This window comes from Stenotrophomonas maltophilia group sp. Smal13 (assembly GCF_030236855.1).
GTDB lineage: Bacteria > Pseudomonadota > Gammaproteobacteria > Xanthomonadales > Xanthomonadaceae > Stenotrophomonas > Stenotrophomonas maltophilia_A.
The window spans coordinates 3,440-28,988 of sequence record NZ_JASJSQ010000066.1 but is presented as its reverse complement, the minus strand read 5'-3'; the positions used below and the strand labels follow the sequence as shown (position 1 = coordinate 28,988).

At 66.3% G+C, this 25,549-nt stretch carries 22 protein-coding genes; 10 read left to right on the top strand and 12 right to left on the bottom strand.

Features of this window, described 5'->3' with window-relative positions:
* Positions 1-71: 71 nt before the first annotated feature.
* A complete protein-coding gene (locus tag QRO95_RS18575) occupies positions 72-1,016 on the bottom strand; it encodes a FecR domain-containing protein (RefSeq protein ID WP_285303170.1) in 945 nt (314 codons plus the stop codon).
* On the bottom strand, positions 1,013-1,531 hold the full coding sequence (locus QRO95_RS18570) for a sigma-70 family RNA polymerase sigma factor (RefSeq protein WP_197613774.1): 519 nt from the start codon (positions 1,529-1,531) through the stop codon (positions 1,013-1,015). Before QRO95_RS18570 ends, QRO95_RS18575 begins: the two co-directional genes overlap by 4 nt.
* 148 nt (positions 1,532-1,679) lie before the next feature.
* Between QRO95_RS18570 and QRO95_RS18565 the strand changes: the two genes are divergently transcribed.
* Together QRO95_RS18565 and betT are read left to right on the top strand one after the other, a co-directional pair.
* Positions 1,680-2,060, top strand: coding sequence for a VOC family protein (locus QRO95_RS18565; RefSeq protein ID WP_006372781.1), 381 nt, complete (start codon positions 1,680-1,682; stop codon positions 2,058-2,060).
* 195 nt (positions 2,061-2,255) lie between these two features.
* A complete protein-coding gene (gene betT / locus QRO95_RS18560; protein WP_049400600.1) occupies positions 2,256-4,235 on the top strand; it encodes a choline BCCT transporter BetT in 1,980 nt (659 codons plus the stop codon).
* Between the two features lie 43 nt (positions 4,236-4,278).
* Here the strand turns inward: betT and QRO95_RS18555 are convergent, their stop codons facing one another.
* Together QRO95_RS18555 and QRO95_RS18550 are read right to left on the bottom strand one after the other, a co-directional pair.
* Positions 4,279-6,903, bottom strand: coding sequence for a TonB-dependent receptor (locus QRO95_RS18555; RefSeq protein WP_285303169.1), 2,625 nt, complete (start codon positions 6,901-6,903; stop codon positions 4,279-4,281).
* A gap of 244 nt (positions 6,904-7,147) precedes the next feature.
* Complete coding sequence (locus QRO95_RS18550) at positions 7,148-8,125, bottom strand: zinc-binding dehydrogenase (protein WP_285303168.1); 978 nt, start codon at positions 8,123-8,125, stop codon at positions 7,148-7,150.
* Between the two features lie 433 nt (positions 8,126-8,558).
* Between QRO95_RS18550 and QRO95_RS18545 the strand changes: the two genes are divergently transcribed.
* The 4 genes from QRO95_RS18545 to QRO95_RS18530 all read left to right on the top strand — a co-directional run bounded on the left by QRO95_RS18545 (position 8,559) and on the right by QRO95_RS18530 (position 12,901).
* The gene (locus QRO95_RS18545) at positions 8,559-10,922 is read left to right on the top strand and encodes a ribonucleoside-diphosphate reductase subunit alpha (protein ID WP_285303167.1); all 2,364 of its coding nucleotides are present in this window, start codon (positions 8,559-8,561) and stop codon (positions 10,920-10,922) included.
* A 147-nt stretch (positions 10,923-11,069) separates the two neighbouring features.
* Positions 11,070-12,110 (top strand): ribonucleotide-diphosphate reductase subunit beta, encoded by a 1,041-nt coding sequence (locus QRO95_RS18540; protein WP_024957408.1) that lies wholly within the window; start codon positions 11,070-11,072, stop codon positions 12,108-12,110.
* Between the two features lie 13 nt (positions 12,111-12,123).
* A complete protein-coding gene (locus tag QRO95_RS18535; RefSeq protein WP_183080180.1) occupies positions 12,124-12,603 on the top strand; it encodes a flavodoxin in 480 nt (159 codons plus the stop codon).
* Positions 12,575-12,901 (top strand): thioredoxin family protein, encoded by a 327-nt coding sequence (locus QRO95_RS18530; protein WP_182266260.1) that lies wholly within the window; start codon positions 12,575-12,577, stop codon positions 12,899-12,901. Before QRO95_RS18535 ends, QRO95_RS18530 begins: the two co-directional genes overlap by 29 nt.
* Positions 12,902-12,991: 90 nt before the next feature.
* On the opposite strand, the gene QRO95_RS18525 is transcribed toward QRO95_RS18530, so the two are convergent.
* Positions 12,992-14,323 (bottom strand): Nramp family divalent metal transporter, encoded by a 1,332-nt coding sequence (locus QRO95_RS18525; RefSeq protein ID WP_285303166.1) that lies wholly within the window; start codon positions 14,321-14,323, stop codon positions 12,992-12,994.
* Between the two features lie 116 nt (positions 14,324-14,439).
* Between QRO95_RS18525 and mntR the strand changes: the two genes are divergently transcribed.
* Positions 14,440-14,910, top strand: coding sequence for a manganese-binding transcriptional regulator MntR (mntR, locus tag QRO95_RS18520; protein WP_014647435.1), 471 nt, complete (start codon positions 14,440-14,442; stop codon positions 14,908-14,910).
* A 67-nt stretch (positions 14,911-14,977) separates the two neighbouring features.
* On the opposite strand, the gene QRO95_RS18515 is transcribed toward mntR, so the two are convergent.
* From QRO95_RS18515 to QRO95_RS18505, 3 genes are all read right to left on the bottom strand, one after another.
* The gene (locus tag QRO95_RS18515) at positions 14,978-15,526 is read right to left on the bottom strand and encodes a thioredoxin-like domain-containing protein (RefSeq protein WP_285303165.1); all 549 of its coding nucleotides are present in this window, start codon (positions 15,524-15,526) and stop codon (positions 14,978-14,980) included.
* Positions 15,516-17,675 carry a TonB-dependent siderophore receptor gene (locus QRO95_RS18510; RefSeq protein ID WP_285303164.1) on the bottom strand — a complete coding sequence of 720 codons (2,160 nt, stop codon included), beginning with the start codon at positions 17,673-17,675 and terminating at the stop codon, positions 15,516-15,518. The genes QRO95_RS18515 and QRO95_RS18510 overlap by 11 nt, the downstream gene beginning before the upstream one ends.
* Positions 17,676-17,934: 259 nt before the next feature.
* On the bottom strand, positions 17,935-19,794 hold the full coding sequence (locus QRO95_RS18505) for an autotransporter outer membrane beta-barrel domain-containing protein (RefSeq protein ID WP_285303163.1): 1,860 nt from the start codon (positions 19,792-19,794) through the stop codon (positions 17,935-17,937).
* Between QRO95_RS18505 and QRO95_RS18500 the strand changes: the two genes are divergently transcribed.
* Positions 19,781-20,299 carry a hypothetical protein gene (locus QRO95_RS18500; protein ID WP_285303161.1) on the top strand — a complete coding sequence of 173 codons (519 nt, stop codon included), beginning with the start codon at positions 19,781-19,783 and terminating at the stop codon, positions 20,297-20,299. The two genes, QRO95_RS18505 and QRO95_RS18500, sit on opposite strands and share 14 nt — an antisense overlap.
* Before the next feature lie 347 nt (positions 20,300-20,646).
* Here QRO95_RS18500 and fabR read toward each other — a convergent pair whose 3' ends face one another.
* Entirely contained in the window at positions 20,647-21,303 is a 657-nt protein-coding gene (gene fabR, locus QRO95_RS18495) for an HTH-type transcriptional repressor FabR (RefSeq protein WP_005409961.1), read from the bottom strand.
* Positions 21,304-21,395: 92 nt separating this feature from the next.
* Between fabR and QRO95_RS18490 the strand changes: the two genes are divergently transcribed.
* Both QRO95_RS18490 and QRO95_RS18485 read left to right on the top strand, forming a co-directional pair.
* Positions 21,396-22,466, top strand: a complete 1,071-nt coding sequence (locus QRO95_RS18490; RefSeq protein WP_285303160.1) for a ferredoxin reductase — start codon at positions 21,396-21,398, stop codon at positions 22,464-22,466.
* An 11-nt stretch (positions 22,467-22,477) separates the two neighbouring features.
* Entirely contained in the window at positions 22,478-23,626 is a 1,149-nt protein-coding gene (locus QRO95_RS18485; RefSeq protein ID WP_285303159.1) for an acyl-CoA desaturase, read from the top strand.
* A 5-nt stretch (positions 23,627-23,631) separates the two neighbouring features.
* On the opposite strand, the gene QRO95_RS18480 is transcribed toward QRO95_RS18485, so the two are convergent.
* Genes QRO95_RS18480 through QRO95_RS18470 form a run of 3 tightly spaced genes read right to left on the bottom strand, consistent with a single transcriptional unit; the run spans position 23,632 to position 25,168 of the window.
* Positions 23,632-23,967, bottom strand: coding sequence for a lipopolysaccharide assembly protein LapB (locus tag QRO95_RS18480; protein ID WP_032129997.1), 336 nt, complete (start codon positions 23,965-23,967; stop codon positions 23,632-23,634).
* Positions 23,967-24,542, bottom strand: coding sequence for a flavin reductase family protein (locus QRO95_RS18475; RefSeq protein WP_164080063.1), 576 nt, complete (start codon positions 24,540-24,542; stop codon positions 23,967-23,969). The genes QRO95_RS18480 and QRO95_RS18475 overlap by 1 nt, the downstream gene beginning before the upstream one ends.
* Positions 24,539-25,168 carry a superoxide dismutase gene (locus tag QRO95_RS18470; RefSeq protein WP_049462787.1) on the bottom strand — a complete coding sequence of 210 codons (630 nt, stop codon included), beginning with the start codon at positions 25,166-25,168 and terminating at the stop codon, positions 24,539-24,541. Before QRO95_RS18470 ends, QRO95_RS18475 begins: the two co-directional genes overlap by 4 nt.
* Between the last annotated feature and the right edge of the window lie 381 nt (positions 25,169-25,549).

Genomic DNA, 25,549 nt, shown 5'->3' with positions numbered 1-25,549 from the left:
ATGGGGGCGGCAACATCTGCAATGGGTTCCCTTGTAGTGCCCGGTGAGCGCGCAGAAAGGGAACCGCGATTTCAAAGCGGACGCACGACGGTCCACCACGGCCAGCGCTGCTCGACACGGATCGGCAGGGCGCGGGCCAGCAGATGCAGCGCCTGGGTGCTGTCCAGGCGTGGCAGTACTGCCGTGACCTTCAATGCGGCGAGCGCCGGATCACAACCCAGATAGCCCTGATGGTGGCGGGCCAGCTCATCGATGACGCGGATCAAAGGCGTGTCCTGTACCTGCAGGCGTCCGTCCTGCCAGTCACCGCGCAGAGGATCGGCAGCGACCGTTGTGAGCCCGCCCATCGGGCCGATCCGCACCGCGCCTCCGGCAGCCACATCCAGCGCCACACCGAACATCGGCAGGCAGCGCACCACGCCCTCGAACACATCCAGGCGGCTGCCCTGAGCCTCACGACCGACCGCGAAGCGGGTGCCCATTGGCCGCAGGCGTGCGCCCGGCACATGCACGGTCAGGGGCAGGCCGGTGAATGCAGGATGGTGGCCGGTCTGCAGCAGCAGCTCGCCACGCAGCAGATGCAGGGCGCGGCGGCCGCTGCCGATGTCGATGGTGACTTCGCTGTCGGCGTTGAGCCACAACTGGCTGCCATCAATCAGCCTCCAGTGCCCGGTGCGCCCGGCAACGGTGCGCTGCGTCTGCAGGCCGCGTTGCGCCTGCAGGCCATGCAGGCCCAGCAGTGAAACCGCGCCGATGCCAAGTGCACCACCGAGGCTGCGCAGAGCCTGCCGGCGACGACGGCCTGCGGCATCCAGTGCGGTGGCGGCGGCCGGCGCCGACAGGGGCGCAAAGGACTGCCAGACCGACTCGACCCGACGCCACGCATCGGCGTGGCCGGCATCAGCCTGCAGCCATGCGCGCCAGCGGTACTGCTCGTCATCAGTCCAGCCCTGCTCGCGCAGCGCGAACCACTCTGCCGCTTGCTCCAGTGCCGGGCTGGCCAGCGCGGCGCTCATGCCGTTGCGTCGCCGGACAGGCGCAGGCAATGCAGCATCGCCTGCGCCATGTATTTCTTGACCATGCGCTCGGACACGCCCAGTTGTTGGCCGATCTCCGCATAGCCCAGGCCGGACAGCCGGGCCAGCAGGAACGCACGCCGCGGGCGTTCGGCCAGGCCGGCCAGCATGTCGGCGATGGCGTGCAGCAGTTGCAGTGCCTGCGTGCGTTCTTCCGCCGATGGATGCACCGGCTCCGGCTGCGCGGCCAAGGCCGTCAGGTAGGCGCGCTCCAGATCCGCGCGCTGCCAGTGATTGACCAGCAGCGCGTGCGCGATGGTGCTGAGATAGGCACGCGGCAGGCGCAGTTCGGACGGATCGACACGACGGCTGAGCAGGCGCACGAAGGTGTCCTGGGTCAGGTCGGCGGCGCAGTCGGCGTTGTGGGTGCGGCGGCGCAGCCAGCCCAGCAGCCAGCCATGGTGTTCGCGGTAGAACCCCGCCAGCGCGGTGCTGGAGGCGGCGGGCACGGCCATCGGCATCGATCATTAATGAGAATGATTCCCATTATAGTGTGATCGGGAGGTGTACGACAAACCCTGCGCAGGGGGGGGCAACGGCCAGGGCGTTTGCGATGACCGCCGGGCTCGCCGACACTGCGGTCTTTCCGCAGGGAGTGCCCGCATGTTCAGCCACATCACCGTTGGAACCAACGACATGGACGTCGCGCATCGCTTCTACGATGCCCTGTTCACCGCATTGGGCGCCCGTCCCGGTGTCTTCGATGACAAGGGGCGCCTGGTGTATTTCAAGGACGGTCGCATGTTCATCGTCACCGCACCGATCGATGGTGAGCCGGCCTGCCATGCCAATGGCGGCACCATCGGCTTCACCCTGGACAGTGCCGATGCCGTGCGTGGCTGGCAGGACGCAGGCGTAAGCCACGGTGGCACCGCCATCGAAGACCCGGCCGGCATCCGCAACATGGCCGGGCGGCAGCTGTTTCTGGCCTACCTTCGCGATCCGGATGGCAACAAGCTGTGCGCGGTGCATGTGATGTCGTGATTGGACAGTACGCGCGTGGCCGCGATGCACGCGGTCCGCGCGCGGCTGCGCTCGCAGGCACGCTTCGGCGCGCGCGTGATAGCACGGAATGGTGGGCCGGGCCTGTGACCGCAGGCCGCAACTTCATGCTCTGTCCACTGCGGTTCAGCCAGAATCGGTCGGCTAACCCTTTGATCTACCGGAGAACGCCGCCCCATGGAAGTACTGGAGCCGCAACAATCCCCGGTGCGCACCCTTCGACCTGTGTTCGCCTTCGCGGCGATCGTTGTCGTGGCGTTCGCGCTGTTTGTCAGCCTGTTCCCGCTCGGTGCGGGCCGCCTTCTGGTCAAGGCGCAGGACTGGGCCGCACTCAATGTCGGCTGGTACTACCTGCTGGCGATGACCCTCTATCTGGTGTTCGTGGTCGGGGTGGCGCTGTCCAAGTACGGTGGCATCAAGCTCGGTGCCGACCATGACGAGCCGGAGTTCAGCTATCTCTCCTGGGCCGGCATGCTGTTCGCCGCCGGCATCAGCATCACCCTGTTCTTCTTCTGCGTCTCCGAACCGCTGACCCACTACCTGCAGCCGCCGCAGGGCGATCCGGCGGCCGGTGAGGCTGGTGCGCGCCAGGCCATGCAGCTGCTGTTCCTGCACTGGGGCCTGCATGGCTGGGGCGTGTTCGCACTCGCGGCGATGGCGATGGCCTACTTCGCCTACCGCCACAACCTGCCGCTGGCCCTGCGTTCGGCGCTGTACCCGCTGATCGGCAAGCGCATCAATGGCCCGATCGGCTATACCGTGGACGCGTTGGGCATTGTCGCCACCGTGTTCGGCATCGGCGCCGACATGGGCTTCGGCGTTTTGCACCTCAACGCTGGCCTGTCGCACCTGTTCAACATCCCGCACTCCAACCTGGTGCAGATCATCCTGGTGGTCAGCATGATGGGCGCGGCGGTGGCCGTGGCCGTTTCAGGCGTGGAGAAGGGCGTGCGCTGGATGGCCAACATCAACATGCTGCTGGCGATCGCGCTGGTGCTGTTCATGCTGTGCGCCGGCCCCACCCAGTACCTGCTCAGCACGCTGATGCAGAACCTGGGCGACTACCTCGGCAGCGTGGTCGGCAAGAGTTTCGATGTGTACGCCTATGGCGGCCGACCGGAATGGCTGGGCGGCTGGACGGTGTTCTACTGGGCCTGGTGGATCGGCTGGGCGCCGTTCGTCGGCCTGTTCATCGCCCGCATCTCGCGTGGCCGCACCATCCGCGAATTCGTGTTCGGCGTGCTGCTGATCCCGCTCGGCTTCACCCTGGCGTGGCTGTCGATCTTCGGCAACAGTGCACTGGACCAGGTGCTGCACCATGGCCAGCAGCAACTGGCGCAACTGGCGGTAGATGATCCACCCACCGTGCTGTATGCCCTGCTGGATGGGTATCCGTGGAGCAAGGCGGTGATCGCGGTGACGGTGTTCGTCAGTTTCATTTTCTTCGTGACATCGGCTGACTCCGGCGCGGTGGTGCTGTCCACGTTGTCCTCGCATGGCGGGGCGCCGGAGGATGATGGTCCGCGCTGGCTGCGCGTGTTCTGGGGCACGGTGATCGCGGTGCTGACCGCCGGGTTGCTGCTGGCCGGCAGCATCGATGCGCTGAAATCGGCGGTGGTGCTGGCGTCGCTGCCGTTCTCGGCGGTGTTGTTGCTGATGATGTGGGGCCTGACCCGCGCCTTCAGTGACGAATCGCACCGCAAGCGCGCGCTGCAGTACCGGCCCTCGCCGCTGATCGGTGACGACCGCCACCATCAGGGCTGGCGCCAGCGCCTGAGCCAGGCCATGCACTTCCCGGTGCGCGACCAGGTCTACCGCTTCATGGACGACACCGTGAAGCCGGCGATGGAGGCGGTGGCCGAGCAGCTGCGCGGGCAGGGCTGGGATGTGGCCACGCGGTTCGAGGCCGGCGACATGGAATTGACGGTGAATCACGGCGAGCAGCAGGACTTCCTGTACCGGGTGATCCTGAGTGGCTACCTGACGCCGTCGTTCGCCGCGCAGCAGCTGCGCAACCAGCGCTACTACCGCGCTGAAGTGCACCTGTTCGAAGGCAGCCAGGACTACGACCTGGTCGGCTACAGCCGCAAGCAGATCATCAACGACATCATCAGCCAGTACGAACGGCACCTGCAGTTCCTGCACCTGAGCCGCTGATTCGGTGGGTGCGGACCGTTGGTCCGCACACCCCTTTGCCCCATCAGAACCGGTAGCGCGCCCCCAGCGAGACGAACTGCCCGCGCAGGTTGTACTGGCTGATGTCGAAACCGTTGGAGCCACCGGCCGGGTCGAACGGCGGGTCCTTGTCGGTCAGGTTCAGCACCGACAGCGACAGCGTGGTGTTGGGAATACCTTCGTAGGCGACGTAAAGATCCAGCTGGTGATACGGCTTGATGCGGTCACGCAGCCCCGGGTTGCTGGTGACCGTCGCCACACGCTGGTCGTAGCCACTCACGTACTGCAGGCTCAGCGTGCTGCTCCAGTCGCCCACCGCCCAGTTCAACGACGTGGTGCCGCGCGTACGCGGCAGTGCGCCGTGGCGGTTGTTGCCGGCCCCGTCATAGGGCGCCTGGCCGGCCACCAGCGGCTGCTTGAAGCTGAGCAGGTGGGTCCAGCTGCCGGCGACGGTGAAGTTGCCCCAACCGTCGGTGCGGAAGGTACGGCTGGCGTCCAGGTCCAGCCCCGAGGTGGTCAGTTCGCCCTGGTTGGCGTACTGGTTGGTGATGAATTGGATGCGTCCGTTCTCGCGTTGTACGCGGCCCGGGAACAGGGTTGGGTTGTCGACGATGAACTGCGCACTGTCAGGCTTGACCAGGTTGTCCTGTTCGATGCGGTACCAGTCCAGGCCGATGCTGGTATCGCCATCCGGCGACCACACCGCACCCACGTTGAAGTTACGCGAGCGTTCGGCCTTCAGGTCCGGGTTGCCGGTGCGGATGTTGGTCACGCCGCGGCTGCCACCCGGTTGCAGTGGGTCGAACGGATCGATCACCGAGCCGTAGCTGACGGTCTGGCCCGGCGCGATCTCCGGCAGCGACGGCGCACGGAAGCCACGCGAGAACGAGCCGCGCAGCAGCAGGCTGTCCAGCGGCTGCCAGCGCAATGCCACCTTCGGCGAGAACGCCTTGCCGAAGTCGTCGTAGCGGTCGCCGCGACCGGCCAGCTGCAGTTCCAGCGTGCGGTGCAGCGGCACGCTCAGTTCGGCGTAGGCGGCACTGACCTGGCGCTCGCCGTTGACCACGTTGATGGCCGGGCGCAGCTCGGTACCCGACAGCACCTGGGCGCTGGTGCGCGCATCCAGTGATTCCTTGCGGAACTCGGCGCCCCAGGCGAAGCCGACCGCACCGGCCGGCAGTTCCCACAGCGTGGTCGACGCCTTTACGTTCAACGAGTGCAGCTTGTACCAGCCGGGGCGTTTGGTCTGCAGGCGCAGTGCATCCAGCGCCCCCGGCGTGCTGGACGGGTTGAGGAAGTTGTAGCTGCCATCGCGCAGGATCTGCTCGAAGGCGTAGCGGTTGACGAAGTTGTCGACGTACTCGCGCTGTGCACTCTGCGAGGTCAGCGCTGCCACTTCCCAGTCCCAGCGCTCGCCACTGCCACGCACGCCGGCCAGGGCACGGTAGAACACCTGGGTGTTGTCCTTCAGGCGCGGGCCGAGATCGAAGAAGGTGTACTCGAACGGCAGTGGCGTGCTGCCCGGGTTGTTCGGGTGACCGACCGGCAGCACCGCCGGCACATCGATCAGGGTGCCGGTGGCCGGGTTGTAGGCACGCAGGCCCGGCCCGACGGTCAGCGGCGCGCTGAAGATCTGGTCGGCCTTGTTGTGGCTGTACAGCACATCGGCGAAGGCCTCGACGCTGTCATTGAAGCGGTAGGTTGCACTCAGCGACGCCTGCAGGCGCTCGGCGCCGGGCTGCAGGGTCTTGAACGGCTGCGCATTGAAGGCGCAGGCCTGGCCGGGCAGGGTGCTGCCGAAGTCGCTGTACGGGCGCAGCTGGCTGCCGTCGGGGCAATTGGCGAACGGCTGCGGTGCGCGTGGGTTGGACAGCCAGTTACCACCGGCAGTGGACCACCCGGCCAGGCGACCACCGGGCTTGTCGCGGAAATCGCCGCTGCGGGTATAGGCGCGGTCATCGCCATCAAGCCGGTCGCGCTTGAGCAGGTCCAGCCCGAACAGCACGTTCCAGCCCTGCTGTTCCAGATCACCGAAGCCGGCCAGCAGGTTGGCCTTGCGTTCGTCGAGGCCGCCCTGGGTGGCGGTACCGAAGCCGCCGCCGACTTCCACGCCCTGGAAGTTCCTGCGCAGGATGATGTTGATGACGCCAGCGATGGCGTCGGAGCCGTACACCGCCGAGGCGCCATCCTTCAGCACTTCGATGCGCTCGACCGCACTGATCGGCAGTGCGTTGAGGTCGACGAAGGTGTCCTGGGTATTGAGTGCGAAGCCGAAGTTGGACACCCGATAGCCGTTGACCAGCACCAGCGTGTTCTTCGGCGACAGGCCGCGCAGGCCGATCGAGGCCGAGCCGGCGGCGAAGCTGCCGGTGTACTGCTCGTCGAAACTGTTGCCGGCATTGGCCGACAGGTTGCGCAGCACATCGGTAAGGGTGGAACGACCGGTCTGTTCGATCTGTTCGCGGCTCACGATCTGCACTGGGTTGGGCCCGGCGGTATCGCTGCGTTTGATGTTGGAGCCGGTCACCAGCACGGTGCCGAGGGTGGTGCTGTCCTTGCCGGAATCGGCGGTTTCAGCGGCGCCGGCAGCGCCGGCGGTGAGGCCCAGCGCGATCGCGCCGGCAAGCAGGTTCAGGGTGGTGCGGTACATGGAAGCGACAACGCCGAACGGGGAGGAGCCGTCAGTACCGCACGCAGCCACGTGCGCCTTCCAATGACGAAAGCGCATTCAGTTATACATCACAGGTTCTTAACGAAGTGGCTGCTTCTTGCTCTCGGTGGGTGCGGACCGTTGGTCCGCACGCTCCTGTAGAGCCGAGCCTACGCTCGGCTCCGCACACTGACAGGAAAGCAGCCGAGCATGGCTCGGCTCTACAGAAGGCAGTGCCAGCCCATCAAGGCCGCAGCAGCACCTTGCCGTTGCGGCCCGAACCCGCACCGGCCTTTGCTGCCTGGGCGATGTCGTCCAGTGCGAAGACCTGCTCCACCGGCAGGGTCAGTTCGCCGCTCGCCGCGCGCTTCAGCAGTTCGCCAACCAGCCGGCGCTTGTCCTCCACCGCCATCGCCTGGCTGACCTTGCTGCCCCAGAAACCCTTCACCGTGGCTTCCTTGTAGATCAGGCCGCCGGCGGGAATGCGCATGGGTTCGCCGCTCATCACACCGAACGACACCAGGGTGCCGTGGTGGCCAAGCAGGTCGACCAGATCGCCGCTGGCGTCGCCGCCGATGGAATCCACCGCGGCCGCGGCCTGCGCTTCGCCGGTCGCCTCACGCACGCGATCCTTCCAGCCGTCCACCGAGGTGTCGAACACATGATCGATGCCCAGCACTTTCAACTGTGCGACCGCATCGGCATTGCGCACCAGGTTGGCCACATGCACGCCACGCGCCCGCGCCAGCATCGCCAGCGATTTGCCCACCGCGCCGTTGGCGGTGTTCTGCACGATCCACTGGCCTGCTTCGACGTGCAGGAATTCCAGCAGCATCAGCGCGCTCAGCGGCATGGCGATCAGCTGCGCGGCCATTTCGTCCGGGATCGCCTCCGGCATCGGAATCACCATGCGTGCCGGCGCGATGAAGGCTTCAGCCCAGGTGCCGTGCACCGAGGCGGCGGCAACCCGCTGGCCGATCTGCAGGCCGTCGACGCCGTCGCCAAGTGCATCGACCACGCCCAGTGCTTCACTGCCCCCGATCGCCGGCAGCGTTGGCCTGTAGCCATACAGGCCGCGCACGGTCAGCAGGTCGTGGTTGTGGATCGAGGCGAGCACGGTGCGGATGCGCACTTCGCCGGGGCCGGGCTCGGGCAGGGCGGCATCGGCAATGGCGAGGACGTCGGCCGGGTCGCCGAAGGAGGGGTACTGGGCAGCGCGCATGGGCGGTGTTCCGGGGAAAGTTGATGTTGTACCGAACTGGGGACGCAGGCGTTGTCGACAAGGCGCTGCAGGTGCAACACGGCATCCTGCGACTGATCGTCGCGACATGTGCTGATTACCGCATCTTGTGTTGACGGGTTGGAATATCCCCACTATGTTGTGTCCGTCACTCCCGGTCAGCCGCCGCCGCCGGACATGCAGCAAACGTCCCGCGGCCCGCCCCTGAAGGCTTGCCGTGTCGACGCGGCCGCCATCGAGCGGACCCAGATCGCCCCCACGGCCCGGATACCGGCCGCAGGCGCAGGCTGTTGCCGACGATCTGGTGTTCCCGCGCTTTGGCATCCCACCCCGACCGCCCCGTGCGCCGGTATCGCGTGCAGGGCCGCCATGGCATCGACCGCCAATGCGCGTGCGAGCCTGGAGTTTCACCACCATGACCGACAGTACCTTCCGCGTGGCCGATCTGGCCGGCGCTGGCGACGCCTTGCGCGCCGGTGGCGAGCGCGTGCCGACCTGGATCACCAAGGAGGCCGGCAACCGTCGCCTGCCGTTCGAGGCCGAGCGCCTGCAGCGCAGCATCGACGCCGTGCATGCCGAGTTCCCGCAGCTGGATGTGAGCGACTACCGCCGTGTAGTGCAGTCGATGGTCGAACGCAAACCGAGCATCAGCGCCGATGACCTGGTCGATCTGCTGATCCGCGAGGCCGAATCGCGCGTGGACCTGGTCGCGCCGGAGTGGGAACAGTTTGCAGCGCGCATCTACCTGCGTCGCCTGTACAAGCGCGCCAGCCGCAACCGCTTCTACGACGTCGGCCTGAAGTACGGCTCCTACGTGGGCCTGCAGGAAAGCCTGGCCGACCGCGGCATCTACAGCAACGACATCCTGCGCTGCTATTCCAAGGAAGAGCTGCAGCAGGCCGGCCAGATGATCGACCCGGAACGCGACCGCCTGTTCGCCTACAACGGCCTGTACCTGCTGGCCACGCGCTACCTGGCCAGCGACCGCAGCCGCGAGGTCTATGAACTGCCGCAGGAGCGCTGGCTGACCATCGCGCTGTACCTGATGCAGGAGGAAAAGCCGCGCGAGCGGCGCATGCAGCTGGTCGGAGAGGCGTACTGGGCGCTGTCCAACCTGTACATGACGGTGGCCACGCCGACCCTGGCCAATGCCGGCAAGGTGGGCGGGCAGCTGTCGAGCTGCTTCATCGACACGGTGGACGACAGCCTGCAGGGCATCTATGACTCCAACACCGATATCGCCCGTGTGTCCAAGCACGGCGGTGGTGTTGGAGCCTATCTGGGCTATGTGCGCAGCAGCGGCGCGCCGATCCGTGGCGTGGCCAATTCCTCCGGCGGCGTGGTGCCGTGGATCAAGCAGCTCAATAACACAGCGGTATCTGTTGATCAGCTCGGCCAGCGCAAGGGCGCGGTGGCGGTGTACCTGGACATCTGGCACCGCGATATCGAAGCCTTCATGGACCTGCGCCTCAACAACGGTGACCAGCGCCTGCGCGCGCACGATGTGTTCACCTCGGTGTGCGTGCCCGACCTGTTCATGGAAGCGGTCGAGCGTCGCGCCGACTGGTACCTGTTCGACCCGCACGAGGTGAAGCAGGCCAAGGGCTGGTACCTGCAGGACTTCTACGACGAGAAGCGTGGTTCTGGCAGCTTCCGCGACCGCTACGCCGAGCTGGTGGCCGATGAGCGCATCAGCCGCCGCACGGTGAAGGCCATCGATCTGTTCAAGCGGATCATGCTCAGCCAGCTGGAGACCGGCAACCCGTTCCTGTTCTACCGCGACGAGGTCAACCGCCGGAACCCGAACAAGCACGCGGGCATGATCTATTCCAGCAACCTGTGCACCGAGATCCTGCAGAACATGAGCCCGACGCGGATGATCCAGGAGATCGTCAGCGGCGACCAGATCGTGACTACGCGCCGCGCCGGTGACTTCGTGGTCTGCAACCTGTCCTCGATCAACCTCGGACGTGCGATCAGTGCGCCGGACGACCTGCTGGCCACCGACGTGCTGGAGCGCCTGATCCCGATCCAGGTGCGCATGCTCGACAACGTGATCGACCTCAACGCATTGCCGGTGCCGCAGGCCACGATCACCAACCGCAAGTACCGTGCCATCGGCCTGGGCACGTTCGGCTGGCACCACCTGCTGGCGCAGCAGTCGATCCACTGGGAATCGCCGGATGCCGAAGAGCTGGCCGACCGCCTGTACGAGCGCATCAACTTCCTGACCATCCAAGCCAGCGCGCAGCTGGCGAAGGAGAAGGGCAGCTACCCGATGTTCGCCGGCAGCGATTGGCACAACGGACGCTACTTCAGTGACCGCGACTACAACGGCGCGGCCTGGGACAGCCTGGCCCGCGAGGTCGCCACGCACGGCCTGCGCAACGGCTGGCTGTTGGCGGTGGCGCCGAACATGAGCACCGCGCAGATTGCCGGTTCCACCGCCTCCATCGACCCGATCTACAGCGCGTTCTACTACGAGGAAAAGAAGGATTTCCGGCGTCCGGTGGCCGCTCCGGGTTTGTCGCTGGAGACCTGGCCGTACTACGAGAAGGGTGCCTACAAGGTCGACCAGTTCGCCAGCGTGCGCCAGAACGCGCGCCGCCAGCGCCACGTCGACCAGTCGATCAGCTTCAACCTGTACGTGCCAAGCACCATCCGCGCCAGCACCCTGCTGGAGCTGCACCTGAGTGCCTGGCGCGAGGGCCTGAAGACCACCTACTACGTGCGCTCCAACGACATCGACATCAGCGAATGCGAGTGGTGCTCCAGCTGACCGCCGGCGGCCCACGGTAGTGCCGGCCGCTGGCCGGCAACCCCGCGATCCACGGTAGTGCCGGCCGCTGGCCGGCAACACCGCGATCTTCGGTAGTGCCGGCCGCTGGCCGGCAACACGATAGAAAGAGAACGAAGGCAGAAACCCATGGCAACCCCCCTCGACCGCATCAAGATCCTCGAACCGCGACATCCCAATCGCAGCACCGGCATCATCAACGGCCGCACCAGCGGCATCCTCAACTGGAACGACATCCCGTACCCGTCGTTCTATCGGGCCTACAAGGAGCTGTCGACCAACTTCTGGATTCCCGACGAGGTCGACATGAAGCTAGATGCCCGCCAGTACGGCGAGCTCAATGCGCGCGAAAAGAACGCCTACGACTCCATCATCGGCCTGCTGGCCACGCTCGACTCACCGCAGACCCGCTTCATCTACAACGTGGCCGAGTACATCACCGACCCGGCCGCGCACGCCAACGCCGCGATCATCGGCCAGCAGGAAGTGATCCACAACGAAAGCTACAGCTACGTGCTGGCCTCGATCACCGACCTGCCGAACCAGAACCGCATTTTCGAGATCGCCCGGACCCACCCGACCATCATCAAGCGCAACGCACCGATCATGGGTGCATACGACGACTTCATGCGCGAGAAGACCGCCGAGACCCTGTTGAAGTCGTTGATCCAGTCCTCGATCCTGGAAGGCATCAACTTCTATTCCGGGTTTGCGTACTTCTACAACATGGTGCGGCAGAACCGCATGAACGGTACGGGCAAGATCATCAGCTTCATCAACCGTGACGAGCTGGCGCATACCAAGTTCATCAGCGAGCTGATCCGCGCCATCATCGGCGAGAACCCTGAGCTGCAGACCAACGAGTTGACCGCCTACGTGCACCAGTCGTTCGAGCATGCGATCGAGCTGGAGACGCAGTGGTCGTCGGAGGTGCTGGACGGTATCGACGGCATCGACGTGGACGAGATGGTGCGCTACGTGAAGTACCGCGCGAACAAGATGGCCGGCATGCTCGGCATCGAGCGCCTGTACAGCGACACCACCGACAACGTGATGCCGTGGATCAAGGCCTACGCCGACAACTTCACCGAGACCAAGACCGACTTCTTCGAGATGCGCAATGCAAGTTACAAGAAGACCAACGTCGACAACGGCTTCGACGACCTCTGAGCCCAGCGAAGCGCTGAGCATTCTGCTGGTGGTGGCCTCGTTGAGTGGCAACACCCGCGAGCTCGGCCGGCAGATTGCCGAGCGTTGCCGCGCAGTAGGCCACGCGGTGCACTGGCAGGAGGCCGACGACCTGCGCCAGGCCCCGCCACTGGCCGCCGATGAGGCCGACCTGGTACTGCTGGGTTGCTGGACCGACAACGCCGGCCGCACGCCGGCGGAGATGAAGGCATGGGTGGCCGGTATTACGGAGCGCGGCGAGCGGCCACGGCAGCTGGCGGTGTTCGGTACCGGCGAAACGCAGTGGGGGCAGGAGTACTACTGCGGCGCCGTGCACCGGCTGATCCGCTACTTCCGCAGCGACTACCCGCCGCTGGAGATCGAACAGATGCCGCATGGCGTTCGCCATGCCGCGGCCATCGAGGCCTGGACCGACGCGGTCCTGGCCCATTACTGGAGCAACACCGATGCAGATCATCGACGCCACCACGCCTGAGCAGTTCCAGCAGCTGCTGGCCGAACACCCGCGGGTGCTGGTGGATTTCCACAAGGACCAGTGCCCAGGGTGCCGGATGCTGGAGGTGTCGCTGCACCGGGTGGCGACCAGCAGTGCAGGGCAGGGCATCACCCTGCTGCGCGTGCAGCTGGAAGTGCTGGGTGAAGCGTTCTTCAGGGGACTGGGGTTGCGGCAGACGCCGACGCTGTCCCTGTTCCGTGACGGCGACGAACGCACCCGCCTGGCCGGGTTCCAGTCGCCGCAGCAGATTGAGGCCGCGATCGCGTTGCATCTGTAGAGTCGAGCCATGCTCGACTGCTGTTCGCGCGGTGATGGAATGAGTCGAGCATGGCTCGACTCTACAAAGGCATCCACGCATGGCGTGGATCTACCCGCCGTTGAAGGTATCCACCAGCAGCTTCACGTTCAACGCCACGATCACCAGTGCGATCACCCAGGCGATGCTGCCCAGCCAGCGCGGGGCCACCAGCGCGCCCATCGTCACCTTGTCGGTCACGATCCGCACCAGCGGGATGATCGCGAACGGCAGCTGCATCGACAGCACCACCTGGCTCAGCACCAGCAGCTTCACCGCGCCCTGGTCGCCGAACAGCATGATCACCACCACCACCGGAATGATCGCCAGCGCCCGCGTGATCAGCCGCCGCAGCCACGGCGGCAGACGCAGGTGCAGGAAGCCTTCCATCACGATCTGCCCGGCCAGCGTGGCGGTCACCGTCGAGTTCAGGCCCGAGGCCAGCAGCGCAATCGCAAACAGTGTCGCCGCCGCGCCTACGCCGAGCATGGGCGCCAGCAGCTGGTGCGCCTGCTCGATGTCTTCCACATCAAATCGGCCATTGGCATGGAACACCGCCGCCGCCAGGATCAGGATGCTGGCGTTGATGAACAGTGCCAGGGTCAGTGCAAGGGTGCTGTCGGTCACTGCCCAGCGCAGCGCGCTGCGTCGGCCTTCATCGGTGCGCGGGTAGGCACGGGTCTGCACGATGGACGAGTGCAGATAGAGATTGTGCGGCATCACCGTGGCACCAATGATGCCGATGGCGATGTACAGCGCGTGCGGATCAGTTACCACCTGCGCGCGCGGAATGAAACCGCCCAGCACTTCCATCACCGGCGGTGCGGCCAGCGCGATCTGCACCATGAAGCAGGCGAAGATCACCATCAGCAATGCGATCACGAAGGCTTCCAGCGCACGGAAACCGCGGTTCATCAGCAGCAGCACCAGCAGCGTGTCCAAGGCGGTGATCACCGCGCCCCACAGCAACGGCAGGTCGAACAGCAGCTTCAGCGCAATCGCGGTGCCGATCACCTCGGCCAGGTCGCAGGCGATGATCGCCGCCTCGCACAGCGCCCATAACGCCAGGTTCACCGGCTTCGGGTAGCGGGCACGGCAGGCCTGGGCCAGGTCCATGCCGGTAGCGATGCCGAGCCGCGCCGACAGCGCCTGCAGGATCACCGCCATCAGGTTGGAGATGAGGATGACCGACAGCAGCAGGTAACCGAAGCGCGAACCGCCGGCGAGGTCGGTGGCCCAGTTGCCCGGGTCCATGTAGCCGACCGAAATCATGTAGCCCGGGCCGAGGAAGGCCAGCAGGCGGAACCACCAGTGGCCCTTGTCGGGCACCGCCACCGAGGCGTTGAGCGCACCCAGGCTGGCCGGAGTGGAGGCCGAAGGGTCGCGGGGTGCCAGGGTGTTCATGGCTCCGAATATAGCTCCTGCTATAGTAATTAGCAATGTGAAACAATCGTCTTTATCGCGTTACTGGTCCAGAATTCAGGTTCAACACCGGAACAACCGGAAGGACAGGCGCAGGCGTGGGCAAGACCGACGATTCGACATCGCTGAAGAGCACCCCCTTGATCGAGGCCGAGCGCCAGGTCGAGAGCTTCCGGCAAGTGCGCGAGGCGCACCGGATGGAGCTGGTGGAGGACTATGTCGAACTGATCTCGGATCTGCTGGCCGACGGCGGCGAGGCCCGCCAGGTCGACATCGCCACCCGCCTGGGCGTAGCCCAGCCCACCGTGGCGAAGATGCTGCGGCGACTGGCCCGGGATGGCTGGGTGGTGCAGCGGCCGTACCGCGGCGTGTTCCTGACCCCGGAAGGCGAGGCGCTGGCGCATGCCAGCCGCCAGCGCCATCAGACCGTGGAGCGTTTCCTGCTGGCGCTGGGCGTGGACGCGGATACCGCGCGGCGCGATGCCGAGGGTATCGAGCACCATGTAAGCGAGCAGACGCTGGCGTTGTTCGAAGCGTTTGTGCGCAAGGCCGAGGGCGAGGCGCCGTAACGGTAGCGCCGGGCCATGCCCGGCGGCTGTTCGCGCGGTGATGGAATGAGTCGAGCGTGGCTCGACTCTACAGATCGGGCGGACAATGGGCCTGCTGCTGCGCGCACGCCCGTTTCGTCCATTCCTTCAACACGGGCTGCAGGCCTTCGTAACGCCGGCCTTGCCAGCCATTGGCAAGTACATTCCCGTCTGCATCGATCAGCACCAGATTCGGCGGTGCCAGCCCGGCCAATGCCTGCAGTGCCGGCATGCGCGCGGCACGGCGCGGGTCCAGCACCGGCCACGGCATCTCCTGCGCGTGCATGTAGCGGCGCAGCGCGGCCTCGCTCTCATCCAGGCTGACGTACACCACTTCGGTATCGGCGCCGGCCTCGCGCAATGCGTCACGCACGCTGCGCAGTGTGGGTACGAAGGCATGGCAGGGCGCGCACCAGTCGGCGCCGAAGTACAACGCCACCAGCTTCGGTGGCGATGACCACTGCATCGGCCGCAGCGAGCGCTGTTCCGGCCGCATCAGCGAGGCCGAGACCTGCGCGTGCAGGTCCGCAGCCATCGCCGGTGCGGCCAGCAACACGGCACAGGCCAGCAACAACGCTCGTAGTGGCTTAGAACGCATAGCGCAGGTTGACGTACCACGAGCGCGCGAAGCGCGGCCCATAGACATAGTCGCTGTCACGCAGCGCACCCACTTCCAGATCCTTCTGACGCTGGTCGAACACGTTCTTGACGCCTGCGGCCACCGACACTTCCTGCTGCGCCTGAGCGCCCAGATGGCGGTGCCAGCGCGCACCCAGATCGGTCACCAGGAATGAACGCGTGCGATGCAGTTCGCCCAGCCGGTTGTTCAGCACCGACATCGGCCCGGTGTGGCGCAGCGCGACGAAGGTCTCCCACGGCTCGGCCGGCATCCAGCTGAGCTGGGCCAGGCCGGTCCAGCGTGGGGTCTTCAGGTAGTCCCGGCTTTCGATCACGGTGTCGCCGCCGTCGCCGGTGTCGTCGAAGATGCGCTGCGGTTCGCGGAAGCGCGAGCGGTACCACGATGCACCCGCGGTCAGGCGCCACTGCGGCGACGGCTGCCAGCCGAGGTTGGTTTCCGCGCCCAGCACGTTGGAACCGGACGCGTTGTAGCGCAGCTGACTGAGCTGTCCGTCATCGCCGCGCTGGATCTCGCCCAGTGCGAAGGTGTCGCGGATGCGCGCATACGAGGCGGTGGCATCCCAGCTCCACACCGGATTGGCCGGGTCAGATCGCCAGTCGAAGCCGAACAGGGTGGTCAACGCGCGCTCTTCCTTCAGGCCGTCGGTGTTGCGCACGCGCACCTGTTCGCCACCCAGCGTATCGACATGCACATCCTCGACGAAGATCTCTGGGGCACGGAAGCCGGTGGCAATGCCGGCGCGCCACTTCAGGTTGGGCGTGGCCTGCCAAGCCAGCGCGATGCGCGGCGAGAACACCGCGCTGTCCAGCTCCGAGCTCTTGTCCACGCGCGCACCCAGCACCAGGTCGACGTTGTCGCGCAGGCTCCACTCGTCCTGGATGAAGGCGCCCAGGTTGTGGAAGGTAGCGTCCTCCAGCACTGCCAGCCGCTGGCCGTCACCGGTGCGGTTGTCGTCGCGCAGCGCCTCGTGCTTGTACTGCACGCCGAAGGCCAGCGCGTGCGCCCCCAACCGCCAGTTCAACTGGCTGTCGATGTAGTGCAGCGGGTTGTGGGTGCGGCCGTACTGGCGCCACGAACGCGCTGCCGCGCTGCCGGCCACGTGGCGGTCCAGCTGCGATGGGTCATAGCCGGGTGCGGACGGATCGGTGACTACGTCGCCCAGACCGCCATAGAAGCTGTCACGGTCGATGTCGGCGAAGGCATAGGCCAGGCGGAAATCGACGTCGGCATTGATCTCCTGATCCCACGACACGCTGCCTCGGCGGTATTTCGTATCCAGCGATTCGGCGATGTTGGCTAGGTATTCGGGCTGGTCCAGGCGGTTGCCGCCGCGGCGGGTTTCATCGGTCACCTGCAGGTCCAGGCGCAGCCGTGTGCCCGGCGTGGGGGCGTACCAGGCCTGCAGCCCGCCGACCTTGAGGTTCTTGCGGGTGATCTCGGTGTAGCCGTCGCCGTTGTAGTCGATGCCACTGTTCCAGTTGCGCTGGGCGATCACTGACAGGCCCGCGTCTGCGTCCTTGGCCACCAGGTCGAGGCGCACATCGGCATTCTTCTGCGGCGTGCCTTTCAGCACGTCCACGCCGGCCTGCACATGGCCACCGCTGCGCGCCGGCAGCGGCGGGATCAGGTTGATCACACCGGCCACCGCGCCCGGGCCGTACAGCGCCGAACCACCGCCTTTGACCACTTCGATGCGGTCGACGAACCCGGCCGGGATCTGTTCCAGGCCGTACACACTGCCCAAGGTGGACAGCAGCGGGATGCCATCGAACAACAGCTGGTTGTAGGCGCCGGGCAGGCCCAGCAGCTGTACTTCGCTGGTGTTGCAGTTCTGGCAGTTGCTTTCCACGCGCAGGCCATTGATCAGCTCTGCGGCGCGCGAGAAGTCGGTGGCCGCGCGCAGCGCGATGTCTTCCTTGCGCAGCACCTCGGTGCGGATCGGCACGTCCGACAGCAGGCGTTCGCTGCGGGTGGCGGTGCTGACCTTGACCTGCACACGGTCCAGCTCGGTCGGCTTCGGTGTGGCTGCCAGCGCGGGCAACGGCAGGGTCAGGGCGATGGCGGCAGCCAGAGGCAGCCGGCGGGATAGGGGTCTGGAAACGGGCATGAGGGCGTCGTCCTTGGGAGAGGAAAGGCGGCGAGGGCGACCTGGCTGACGCATATGAAAGCAGAGGGTCATAGATATAGCAATGGCTATATAAATAAGTCCGTGCAATCACGAAGCTGAAAGCAGGATCAGAACATCGCGGACGACTGTGTTATAACATTACAATTAGGCAGCAGAACCCTGCCGGATGTCATGCCCGGCAGGGTGCGATCGAAATCGAGGAACGCCGCCCCGGTCTGGCCCCGGGGCGGCGAGGGGATTACCAGGCGGCGCGCAGGCCCACCTGGGCACCGTGGTTGCGATAGCCGCTGTCGCCACGCTGCACACGCAGGTCACCCCATGCGCTCCAGCGCTGGCCCAGCTGCAGCTGGGCACCGGCCTGCACTTCGTAGCGGTTCTCCGGCGTCCTCGCGCTCAGCGACTCGCTGTTGAAGCGCATGGCCTCATCGCGCGCGCCACGCAGCCAGTTCGCCGCCAGGAACGGCTGCACGCGGTTGCCCTGCAGCGTGCCCTGGCCAAACAGGCGTACGCCGAGGCGGCTGTTGAGGCCGCCGCCGCGACCATCCTCGACCGTGGTGCCATTGTTTTCGATCAGGCTGTCACCGTCGTAGTCGGTCCAGGTCAGCTGCGCCTGCGGCTGCAGGTACAGCGTGCTGGCCTCACTGCTGCGGATGGCCCAGGCGTAACCGGCTTCCAGCGACGCACTGCGGGTCCTGGAATCGTAGGTCTCGCGGGCGATGCCTTCGCCCTGCACCTCGTTGTCGAAGCGTGCTGCCTGCAGCCAGCCGTCCACATACAGGCCGGCACTGCTCTGTGCATCCTGCACCCAGCCCAGGTAGACACCGGCCGACTTGCCCTTGACCTTGCCGCGCGTGCCATAACCGCTCAGCGTCGACACCGCCTGCGTGGTCGCCTCGCCGGTGCCCAGCATCACGCCGACCTGGCCACGGCCATCGCCCCAGCGCCAGACATCGCTGCCCAGCTGCAGGGTGTTGATGTGGGTACGGGCATCGACCTGGCCGGCCACGTTCGCCTGCAGCTGGTCACGCCCGGCGCGCACCCAGGTGCCGATGCGGGCGCGGTCGAAGCTGGGCTCGCCGCGGTCATGGCGGCGCAGCTGGAACATCTGCACGGCCGCGGCCTGGTTGGCCAGGTACGCTCCGGGCTCCGGACGCAGCACGGGGACCGGGTCGACGGGATTGACCGGGTCCACCGGATCGACCGGGTCAACAGGATCGACCGGATCCACCGGCGCGCACTCCGGCAGCGACGGATTGATATCGCACGGATTACCAGTGTAGGCCGAGGTCAGGTACCAGTTGCCGTTGGCAGTGCCGGGCATGCCCTTGCGCAGGAAGTATTCGTACATGCCACCGATGGCGCGGCCCTGCATGGCGAAGGTTGCGGTGGAGGTGCCATCGACCTGCACCAGCGGAATGCCGTTGACGGTCTGCGCACCGGCGCCATTGATGTTGTTGACCACGATCCGGGTGTTGCCGCTTGCATCGCCGGTGACGTGCACCTTCGAAGTCGGCGCATCGTCGGCGGCCATCACCGTATTGAAGTGCAGCGTGCCGCCCTGGCCGACATAGTTGCCGTTGACGGTCAGCTGGCGGAACTCACCCGGCCCGAGCAGGATGTCGCTGCCCGCACCCAGGGTGAGGTTGCCGGTGTTGCTGTCGCCGGACAGCATCCAGCGACCGCCCTGGTCGACGATGACGTCGGCCGGGCCGAGGATGCGGCCGGTGAGGTCGAGACCGTCAAGGAAGCGCAGCGTGCCGGTGGCGGTATCTGCGATGGTGAAGTTACCGGCCAGCGTGGAAGTTCGGCCGCTAAAGTCGAACCGGGCACCTGCATTGGCCTGCAGGAGGTTGCCGTTGCCACCCTTCAGCGTGGCGCCGTTCTGCACGATGAAGCGGTTGACCTGCGGAGTTGAGCCCGCGGCTTGGGCGCTGAGCGCTGCGCCAGCGGTTCCTTCCACGGAGGAGCCATCGATAAGCACGTACCACCCATCCGGGCCCATGGTGGGTTGGCCGCCGGCGTTGAGTCGGCTGTAGATGCCATCCTGCGCGCCGACGACAGAAGAACCGCTGCGCAGTTCCAGAATGCCCGCCAGCATCTCGACGCCGTGCACATTGCCAGCAAAGGCCGTCGATGAGGCGCGGATGGTTCCGCCGCCCGAAATGCGCGAAGCCGTGAAAGGACTTTCGACGCGGCTGTTTGAAATGGTGATGACTGTGCGCGCGGATGCCGGGTTGGACAGTAGTGCACTGGTATTCAGGCCGACCAGCGTGCTGCCTCGGATGTCGCCGACGGAATCCGTCAACGTGACCTGGCCGGCGGATGCGTTGCTGAGGGTGAGTGTCGAATCCTGCGAATTTACTGAGCCGACTCGAGTGCCGTCGACGGTCAGCTGCGAATTGCCACGGAGCGTGAAGTTCTGCCCGACCCAGACATGGCCCGGAACGACCGTAGCGGACGCGCCGTTGTTCAGATCAACGGCCGCGGCCTCCATGGAGGGCACGAGAATCAGCCCGGCGAGTGCAAGTGCCAGCCGTGATCGGACAAGCGTGGAAGGAAACTTCGGCGTGAACTGCATCATGCGCATGGGTGTTTCTCCTTGAAGCTCATTGGGGTGGACCTGCATCCGCAGGACCGGAGGCGGCACTGTGCGGATCGGGTCTTGCCTGGGCCATGCAATTAATCTGAAACGACTGCAGCGGCACGTGCCGGATTCAAACCCCGTTCAATAACTCACCAAACTGAATGGAGCGCGTGGTCTGAATAATTCAGCGTGCGTGAGAGCGCAGTGAATGGCGCGTGCAGGATGCTCAAGCTGCGCATCTGCAATCTAAATCCGTGACAGCGGCCACAGTTCATCGGCGCCGTGGCGCTGCGTGGCGGGGGTCATGGAGTCGGGGACGGCTCAGAGCCCTTTCCTCTGGAAAGGGAGCCGACTCAGGGGCCTCGATCAGCCGCGGCGGAACGCGGCGGGGGTACGGGCGCCGACGATGATCATGCGGATCATCGTGGAGATCTGTTCAACCAGCTCCGGATCCTTCTCCGGTGGCAGGTCCATGGCGGTGGCACCCATCGCGAACACCAGCCGGGTGATGGCCTTGGCCACCAGTTCCGGGGCATGCAGTACGGCGCCATCCAGTGCGGCCAGGCGTACCAGGTCGTGCTGCAGCTCTTCCTCGAAATAGTGCAGCTCGCGTTCGACCGCATGCTTGAAGTCGTCCGAGCCGACCGCGCCCTCGCGCAGCAGCACGTGCAGCAGCTTGTCGTCGGCGCGCAGCTGCTCCATGAAGGTCTCCACCGAGACCCGCACCACGCTGGTGGCGGTGGAGGTGGCGCGCTGCCGGGCCTCGCCGATGATGGTGCGCAGCGAGCGGCCGGCCGCATCGATCAGCGCCACGGCCAGTTCGTCCATGTCGCGGAACTGCCGGTAGAAGCTGTTCGGCGCGATGCCGGCCTCACGTGCCACTTCGCGCAGGCTGAGCGTGGACAGGCTGCGGTGCGGCCCGATCAGTTTCAGGGCAGCAGCCAGCAGATCCTCGCGGCTCACCGTACGGCGGGCCGGGCTGTTGGCATCTTCGGGCGTCGACAAGGCGGTGGCGGCGGCCATGGGGGTTCCGGTGGGGCGAGGCTGAATCATACCCAATCCGGTTCAATATACACATGTATACACAGGTGTATGTGCGCCCGTATAGTGCGCCCATGAGCGCTGTCGTCCGTCCGTCCCTGTTCTCTCCGTACCGCTGGGTCTCGCCGTCGCTGTTCGATTTCTGGGCGGGCCAGCTCAATCCCCTGTGGACCCTGCGCGAGCCGGTGGCCCGCCTGGTCCGGCGCGAGCCGGCCGGCGAGGGCGCGGCGACCCTGGTCCTGCGCACCAACCGGCACTGGGCCGGCATGCGCGCTGGCCAGCACGTCACCCTAGGCGTCGAGATTGAAGGGCGCCTGTGGCAGCGCAGCTACAGCCCTACCACACTGGGTCGGCGCGAGCTGGCGATCACCGTCAAGGCGATCGACGGCGGCCGGGTCAGCCAGCACCTGGTCAATCATGCGCAGCCGGGCGAACTGTTCCGCCTCGATGCCGCTTTCGGCGAATTCCATATGCCGGCCGCGGCGCCGGTGCTGCTGCTGGCGGCCGGCAGTGGCATCACGCCGATGCGCAGCCTCCTGCGCGAGGCCTGCCAGCGCCCGCTGGCCGCGCCCGTGGACCTGTTCTACTGGGAGCGCACCGCCGCCCACCTGCAGTTCCGTGATGAACTGCAGGCGCTGGCCGCAGCGCATCCGAACCTGCGCGTGCATCTGCTGACCACCCGCGAGGGTGAGGCGCCGGCCGCGCGTATCGATACCCATGATCTGCTGGTGCCCGGCGATGACACGCCTCAGGCGCAGCGCCATGTGCTGGCCTGCGGCCCGGATGGATTCGTTGCCGCCGCGCGCGAGCGTCTGGCGCACCAGGTGGCCGGCTTCCAGGCCGAAGCCTTCACCCCGCCGGCGCCGTTGCGCGATGCCAGCAGCGAAGGTGAGGTGTCGCTGACGCTTGCGCGCAGTGGCCGCCAGCTGAGCGTACCGCGTGGCCGCTCGCTGCTGGAAAGCCTCGAAGCCCACGGCATCAAGCCCAAACACGGCTGCCGCATGGGTATCTGCAACAGCTGCAGCTGTGACCGCGTCAGTGGCGCCACCCGCCACCTGCGCACCGGCGACCTGCAGTCCGAATCGGCACAGCCGGTGCGGATCTGCGTGAGCGCACCGACCACCGACCTGACCCTGGATCTCTGAGGACGCCTGCCATGACCCGCGCTACCGACCGTGCCCTGAGTACTGCCGAGATGCATGCCTTCGGTGAGGAACTCGACGCGATCCGCGACCGTGTGATCGGCAGCCTCGGCGCCTCCGACACCCGCTATATCCGCCGCGTTGCCGCCGCCGTGCGCTGGTTCGGCGTGGGCGGCCGTGGCCTGCTGTTCCTGGCGGCGTTCTCGCCACTGTTCTGGATGCCGCTGCTGTGGCCGGCTGCGATCACCGGCACGCTGCTGCTGGCGCTGTCGAAGATCCTGGAGAACATGGAGCTGGGCCACAACGTCATGCACGGCCAGTTCGACTGGACCGGCGACCCCAGGCTCAACGGCAACACCTACGAGTGGGACATCGTTGCCACCGCCGACAACTGGCGCAAGACCCACAATTTCCGCCACCACACCTACACCAACGTGCGTGGCATGGACGATGACATCGGCTACGGCCTGCTGCGCATCTTCCCGGAACAGCGCTGGAAGCCGTTCTACCTGCTGCAGCCGATCATCGCGCCGATCTTCGCGCTGCTGTTCCAGTGGGGCGTGGCCGCGCAGGACCTGCGCCTGGGCCGTTGGCTGAAGGGCCGCATCAGTGGCCGTGCGATGTGGATGCAGACCCGCCCGGTGGCGCGAAAAATGGCCCGTCAGGTGCTGAAGGACTACGTGTTCTTCCCGCTGCTGGCCGGCCCGTTCTTCCTCACCGTGATGCTGGGCAATCTGGTGGCCAACGGCCTGCGCAACATCTGGACCTACGTGATCATCTTCTGCGGGCACTTCACCGCCGAATCGGAAACCTTCCCGAAGGAGTGCCTGCGCAATGAGTCGCGCGGTCACTGGTACCTGCGCCAGCTGCGCGGTTCGTCGAACATCAGTGGCGGTTTCCTGATCAACGTGCTGTCGGGCAACCTCAGCCACCAGATCGAGCACCACTTCTATCCGGACCTGCCGGCCAACCGCTATGCGGCCATCGCCAAGGAAGTGAAGGACATCTGCCGCCGCTACGGCCAGCACTACAACAACGGCTCGCTGCCGCGCCAGTTCGGCCAGGTGGTCTGGCGCATCCTGCGCCACGCGTTCCCGAGCAAGCCGCGCCGCCTGCCGATGTCGGACATCATGTCCGCACCGGCATCGGCCAACGCGGGCTGATCGACTCAGCCCGCTTTCGCCAGATCCGCCTGCTCGCGGTCCAGGCGACGCAGGAATACCTGCATTTCCTTGCGTGCCTGCTGGTCGCCCTTGCTGCCGGCCACGCTCAGCCCGCGTTGCCACGCTTCGCGCGCCGCCTGCGGCTGGCCACTGGCCAGCCAGGCCTTGCCCAGCAGCTTCCACGCCGCCGAATACTGCGGATCAAGGACCACGCAACGGCCCAGATGGGTTGCCGCGCGCACCGGGTTGCCGGCATCCAGCCAGCCCTTGCCCAGGCCGAAGCGCAGCAGCGCGCCGTCCTTGCCGCTGGCGAGCATGCATTCCAAAGCCTCGATGTTCATCAGCGCACCTCCACCAGCAGCTCGGCCGGTCCCGGCTGGAAGCGGCCGCGATGGAACAGCAGTGGCGCGCCGCCGTTCTCGTGCACTTCGATGATGCGGCCGGCCAGCAACAGGTGATCGCCCACCGGCCACTGCGCATGTCGGGTACAGGTGAGATGGGACACCGCACCGGCGATGCGTGGCGGGGCGTCCTCGTCGTCATCCAGCAATGCCAGACCGTCGAAGCGGTTGCGTACCTGCGGATCGGCAAAGCGCCGGGCCAGTGCTTCCTGGTCGGCCGCCAGCACGCTGATCGCAAAGCGGGTGGCGCGCTGGAAGGTGGACAGGCTCTGCGCGTGCAACGCCAGGTTCCACAGCACCAGTGGCGGCTGCAATGACACCGGCACGAATGAGTTGATGGTCAGGCCGACCGGCTTGCCCTGCGCATCGCGCGCGCAGACGATGGCCACGCCGGTAGGAAAGTGGCCGAGCAGCCGCCGCAGGGCACGCGGCGGCATCTCGACCGACGGCACCGGGGCCGGGGCGGGGAAGACCCCCGCCCACGGCCCGGCGTACGGCAGTGTCTCGCCGCTCATGAGGCCCGGGCCTGGCGGTAGCGCCGGCCGACCTCGGCCCAGTTGATGATGTTGAAGAACGCACCGATGTAGTCCGGGCGGCGGTTCTGGTAATGCAGGTAGTAGGCGTGTTCCCAGACATCCAGTGCGAGGATCGGGGTATTGCCGGACAGGCCGACCGTAGCGCCCATCAACGGGCTGTCCTGGTTGGCGCTGCTTTCAACCTTCAGGCGGCCGTCGCGATCGCTGGTCAGCCAGGCCCAGCCACTGCCGAAGCGGGTCTGCGCGGCCTTGGTGAAGGCCTCCTTGAAGGCATCGAAGCCACCCAGATCGCGGTCGATGGCGGCGGCCAGCTCATCATCGGGCGTGCCGCCGTTGGCGCTGAGCACGGTCCAGAACAGGCTGTGGTTGGCGTGGCCACCGCCGTTGTTGCGGACTGCGCCACGCTGCGCCTCGGGCACTGCATCGAGGTTGGCGATCAGCGCCTCGACCGGCTGCTCGGCGATGCCGGCCTGCTCGATGGCGGCATTGAGGTTGTTGACGTAGGTCTGGTGGTGCTTGCTGTGATGGATTTCCATCGTGCGCGCATCGAAATGCGGCTCAAGGGCGTCATAGGCATAGGGGAGCGGGGGAAGCGAGTACGACATCGAAGCAATCTCCGTGGGGAAGGCCAAGGGGGCTGGCCGTGGGGAGACTGTTATCGCACCTCAACATTGGTTGAGGTCAAGAGATCAAGAGGTCAAGGCCGAGGCATGGTAGTGCCGGCCGCTGGCCGGCATTCAGCGAAGGTCGGGTTGCCGGCCAGCGGCCGGCACTACCAGAATCCGCTTTCCGAACCCTCACCGGCGCGCTGATGCGCTGCCCGCGCTCGCAGGAAACTGTCAGGAGGGGGCGGGGGCCGCTGGACAGGACCGTTGGCGCCAAGGATGGCACCATCGAGCACCATGGAGGGGCTTTTGCGTGTCCTGGCCAGCGGCCCCCGCCCCCTCCCACACGTATCCACCACCGCCCCGGCACGCCAACCCGCC

Coding starts and splice junctions, on each gene's coding strand:
- QRO95_RS18570 (WP_197613774.1), bottom strand. CDS start 1,531: ATGGCCGTGCCCGCCGCCTCCAGCACCGCGCTGGCGGGGTTCTACCGC.
- QRO95_RS18545 (WP_285303167.1), top strand. CDS start 8,559: ATGACCGACAGTACCTTCCGCGTGGCCGATCTGGCCGGCGCTGGCGAC.
- QRO95_RS18555 (WP_285303169.1), bottom strand. CDS start 6,903: ATGTACCGCACCACCCTGAACCTGCTTGCCGGCGCGATCGCGCTGGGC.
- QRO95_RS18500 (WP_285303161.1), top strand. CDS start 19,781: ATGCCCGCCAGCATCTCGACGCCGTGCACATTGCCAGCAAAGGCCGTC.
- QRO95_RS18565 (WP_006372781.1), top strand. CDS start 1,680: ATGTTCAGCCACATCACCGTTGGAACCAACGACATGGACGTCGCGCAT.
- QRO95_RS18485 (WP_285303159.1), top strand. CDS start 22,478: ATGACCCGCGCTACCGACCGTGCCCTGAGTACTGCCGAGATGCATGCC.
- QRO95_RS18480 (WP_032129997.1), bottom strand. CDS start 23,967: ATGAACATCGAGGCTTTGGAATGCATGCTCGCCAGCGGCAAGGACGGC.
- QRO95_RS18540 (WP_024957408.1), top strand. CDS start 11,070: ATGGCAACCCCCCTCGACCGCATCAAGATCCTCGAACCGCGACATCCC.
- QRO95_RS18510 (WP_285303164.1), bottom strand. CDS start 17,675: ATGCCCGTTTCCAGACCCCTATCCCGCCGGCTGCCTCTGGCTGCCGCC.
- QRO95_RS18490 (WP_285303160.1), top strand. CDS start 21,396: ATGAGCGCTGTCGTCCGTCCGTCCCTGTTCTCTCCGTACCGCTGGGTC.
- fabR (WP_005409961.1), bottom strand. CDS start 21,303: ATGGCCGCCGCCACCGCCTTGTCGACGCCCGAAGATGCCAACAGCCCG.
- QRO95_RS18470 (WP_049462787.1), bottom strand. CDS start 25,168: ATGTCGTACTCGCTTCCCCCGCTCCCCTATGCCTATGACGCCCTTGAG.
- QRO95_RS18505 (WP_285303163.1), bottom strand. CDS start 19,794: ATGCTGGCGGGCATTCTGGAACTGCGCAGCGGTTCTTCTGTCGTCGGC.
- betT (WP_049400600.1), top strand. CDS start 2,256: ATGGAAGTACTGGAGCCGCAACAATCCCCGGTGCGCACCCTTCGACCT.
- QRO95_RS18525 (WP_285303166.1), bottom strand. CDS start 14,323: ATGAACACCCTGGCACCCCGCGACCCTTCGGCCTCCACTCCGGCCAGC.
- QRO95_RS18530 (WP_182266260.1), top strand. CDS start 12,575: ATGCAGATCATCGACGCCACCACGCCTGAGCAGTTCCAGCAGCTGCTG.
- QRO95_RS18575 (WP_285303170.1), bottom strand. CDS start 1,016: ATGAGCGCCGCGCTGGCCAGCCCGGCACTGGAGCAAGCGGCAGAGTGG.
- QRO95_RS18550 (WP_285303168.1), bottom strand. CDS start 8,125: ATGCGCGCTGCCCAGTACCCCTCCTTCGGCGACCCGGCCGACGTCCTC.
- QRO95_RS18475 (WP_164080063.1), bottom strand. CDS start 24,542: ATGAGCGGCGAGACACTGCCGTACGCCGGGCCGTGGGCGGGGGTCTTC.
- QRO95_RS18515 (WP_285303165.1), bottom strand. CDS start 15,526: ATGCGTTCTAAGCCACTACGAGCGTTGTTGCTGGCCTGTGCCGTGTTG.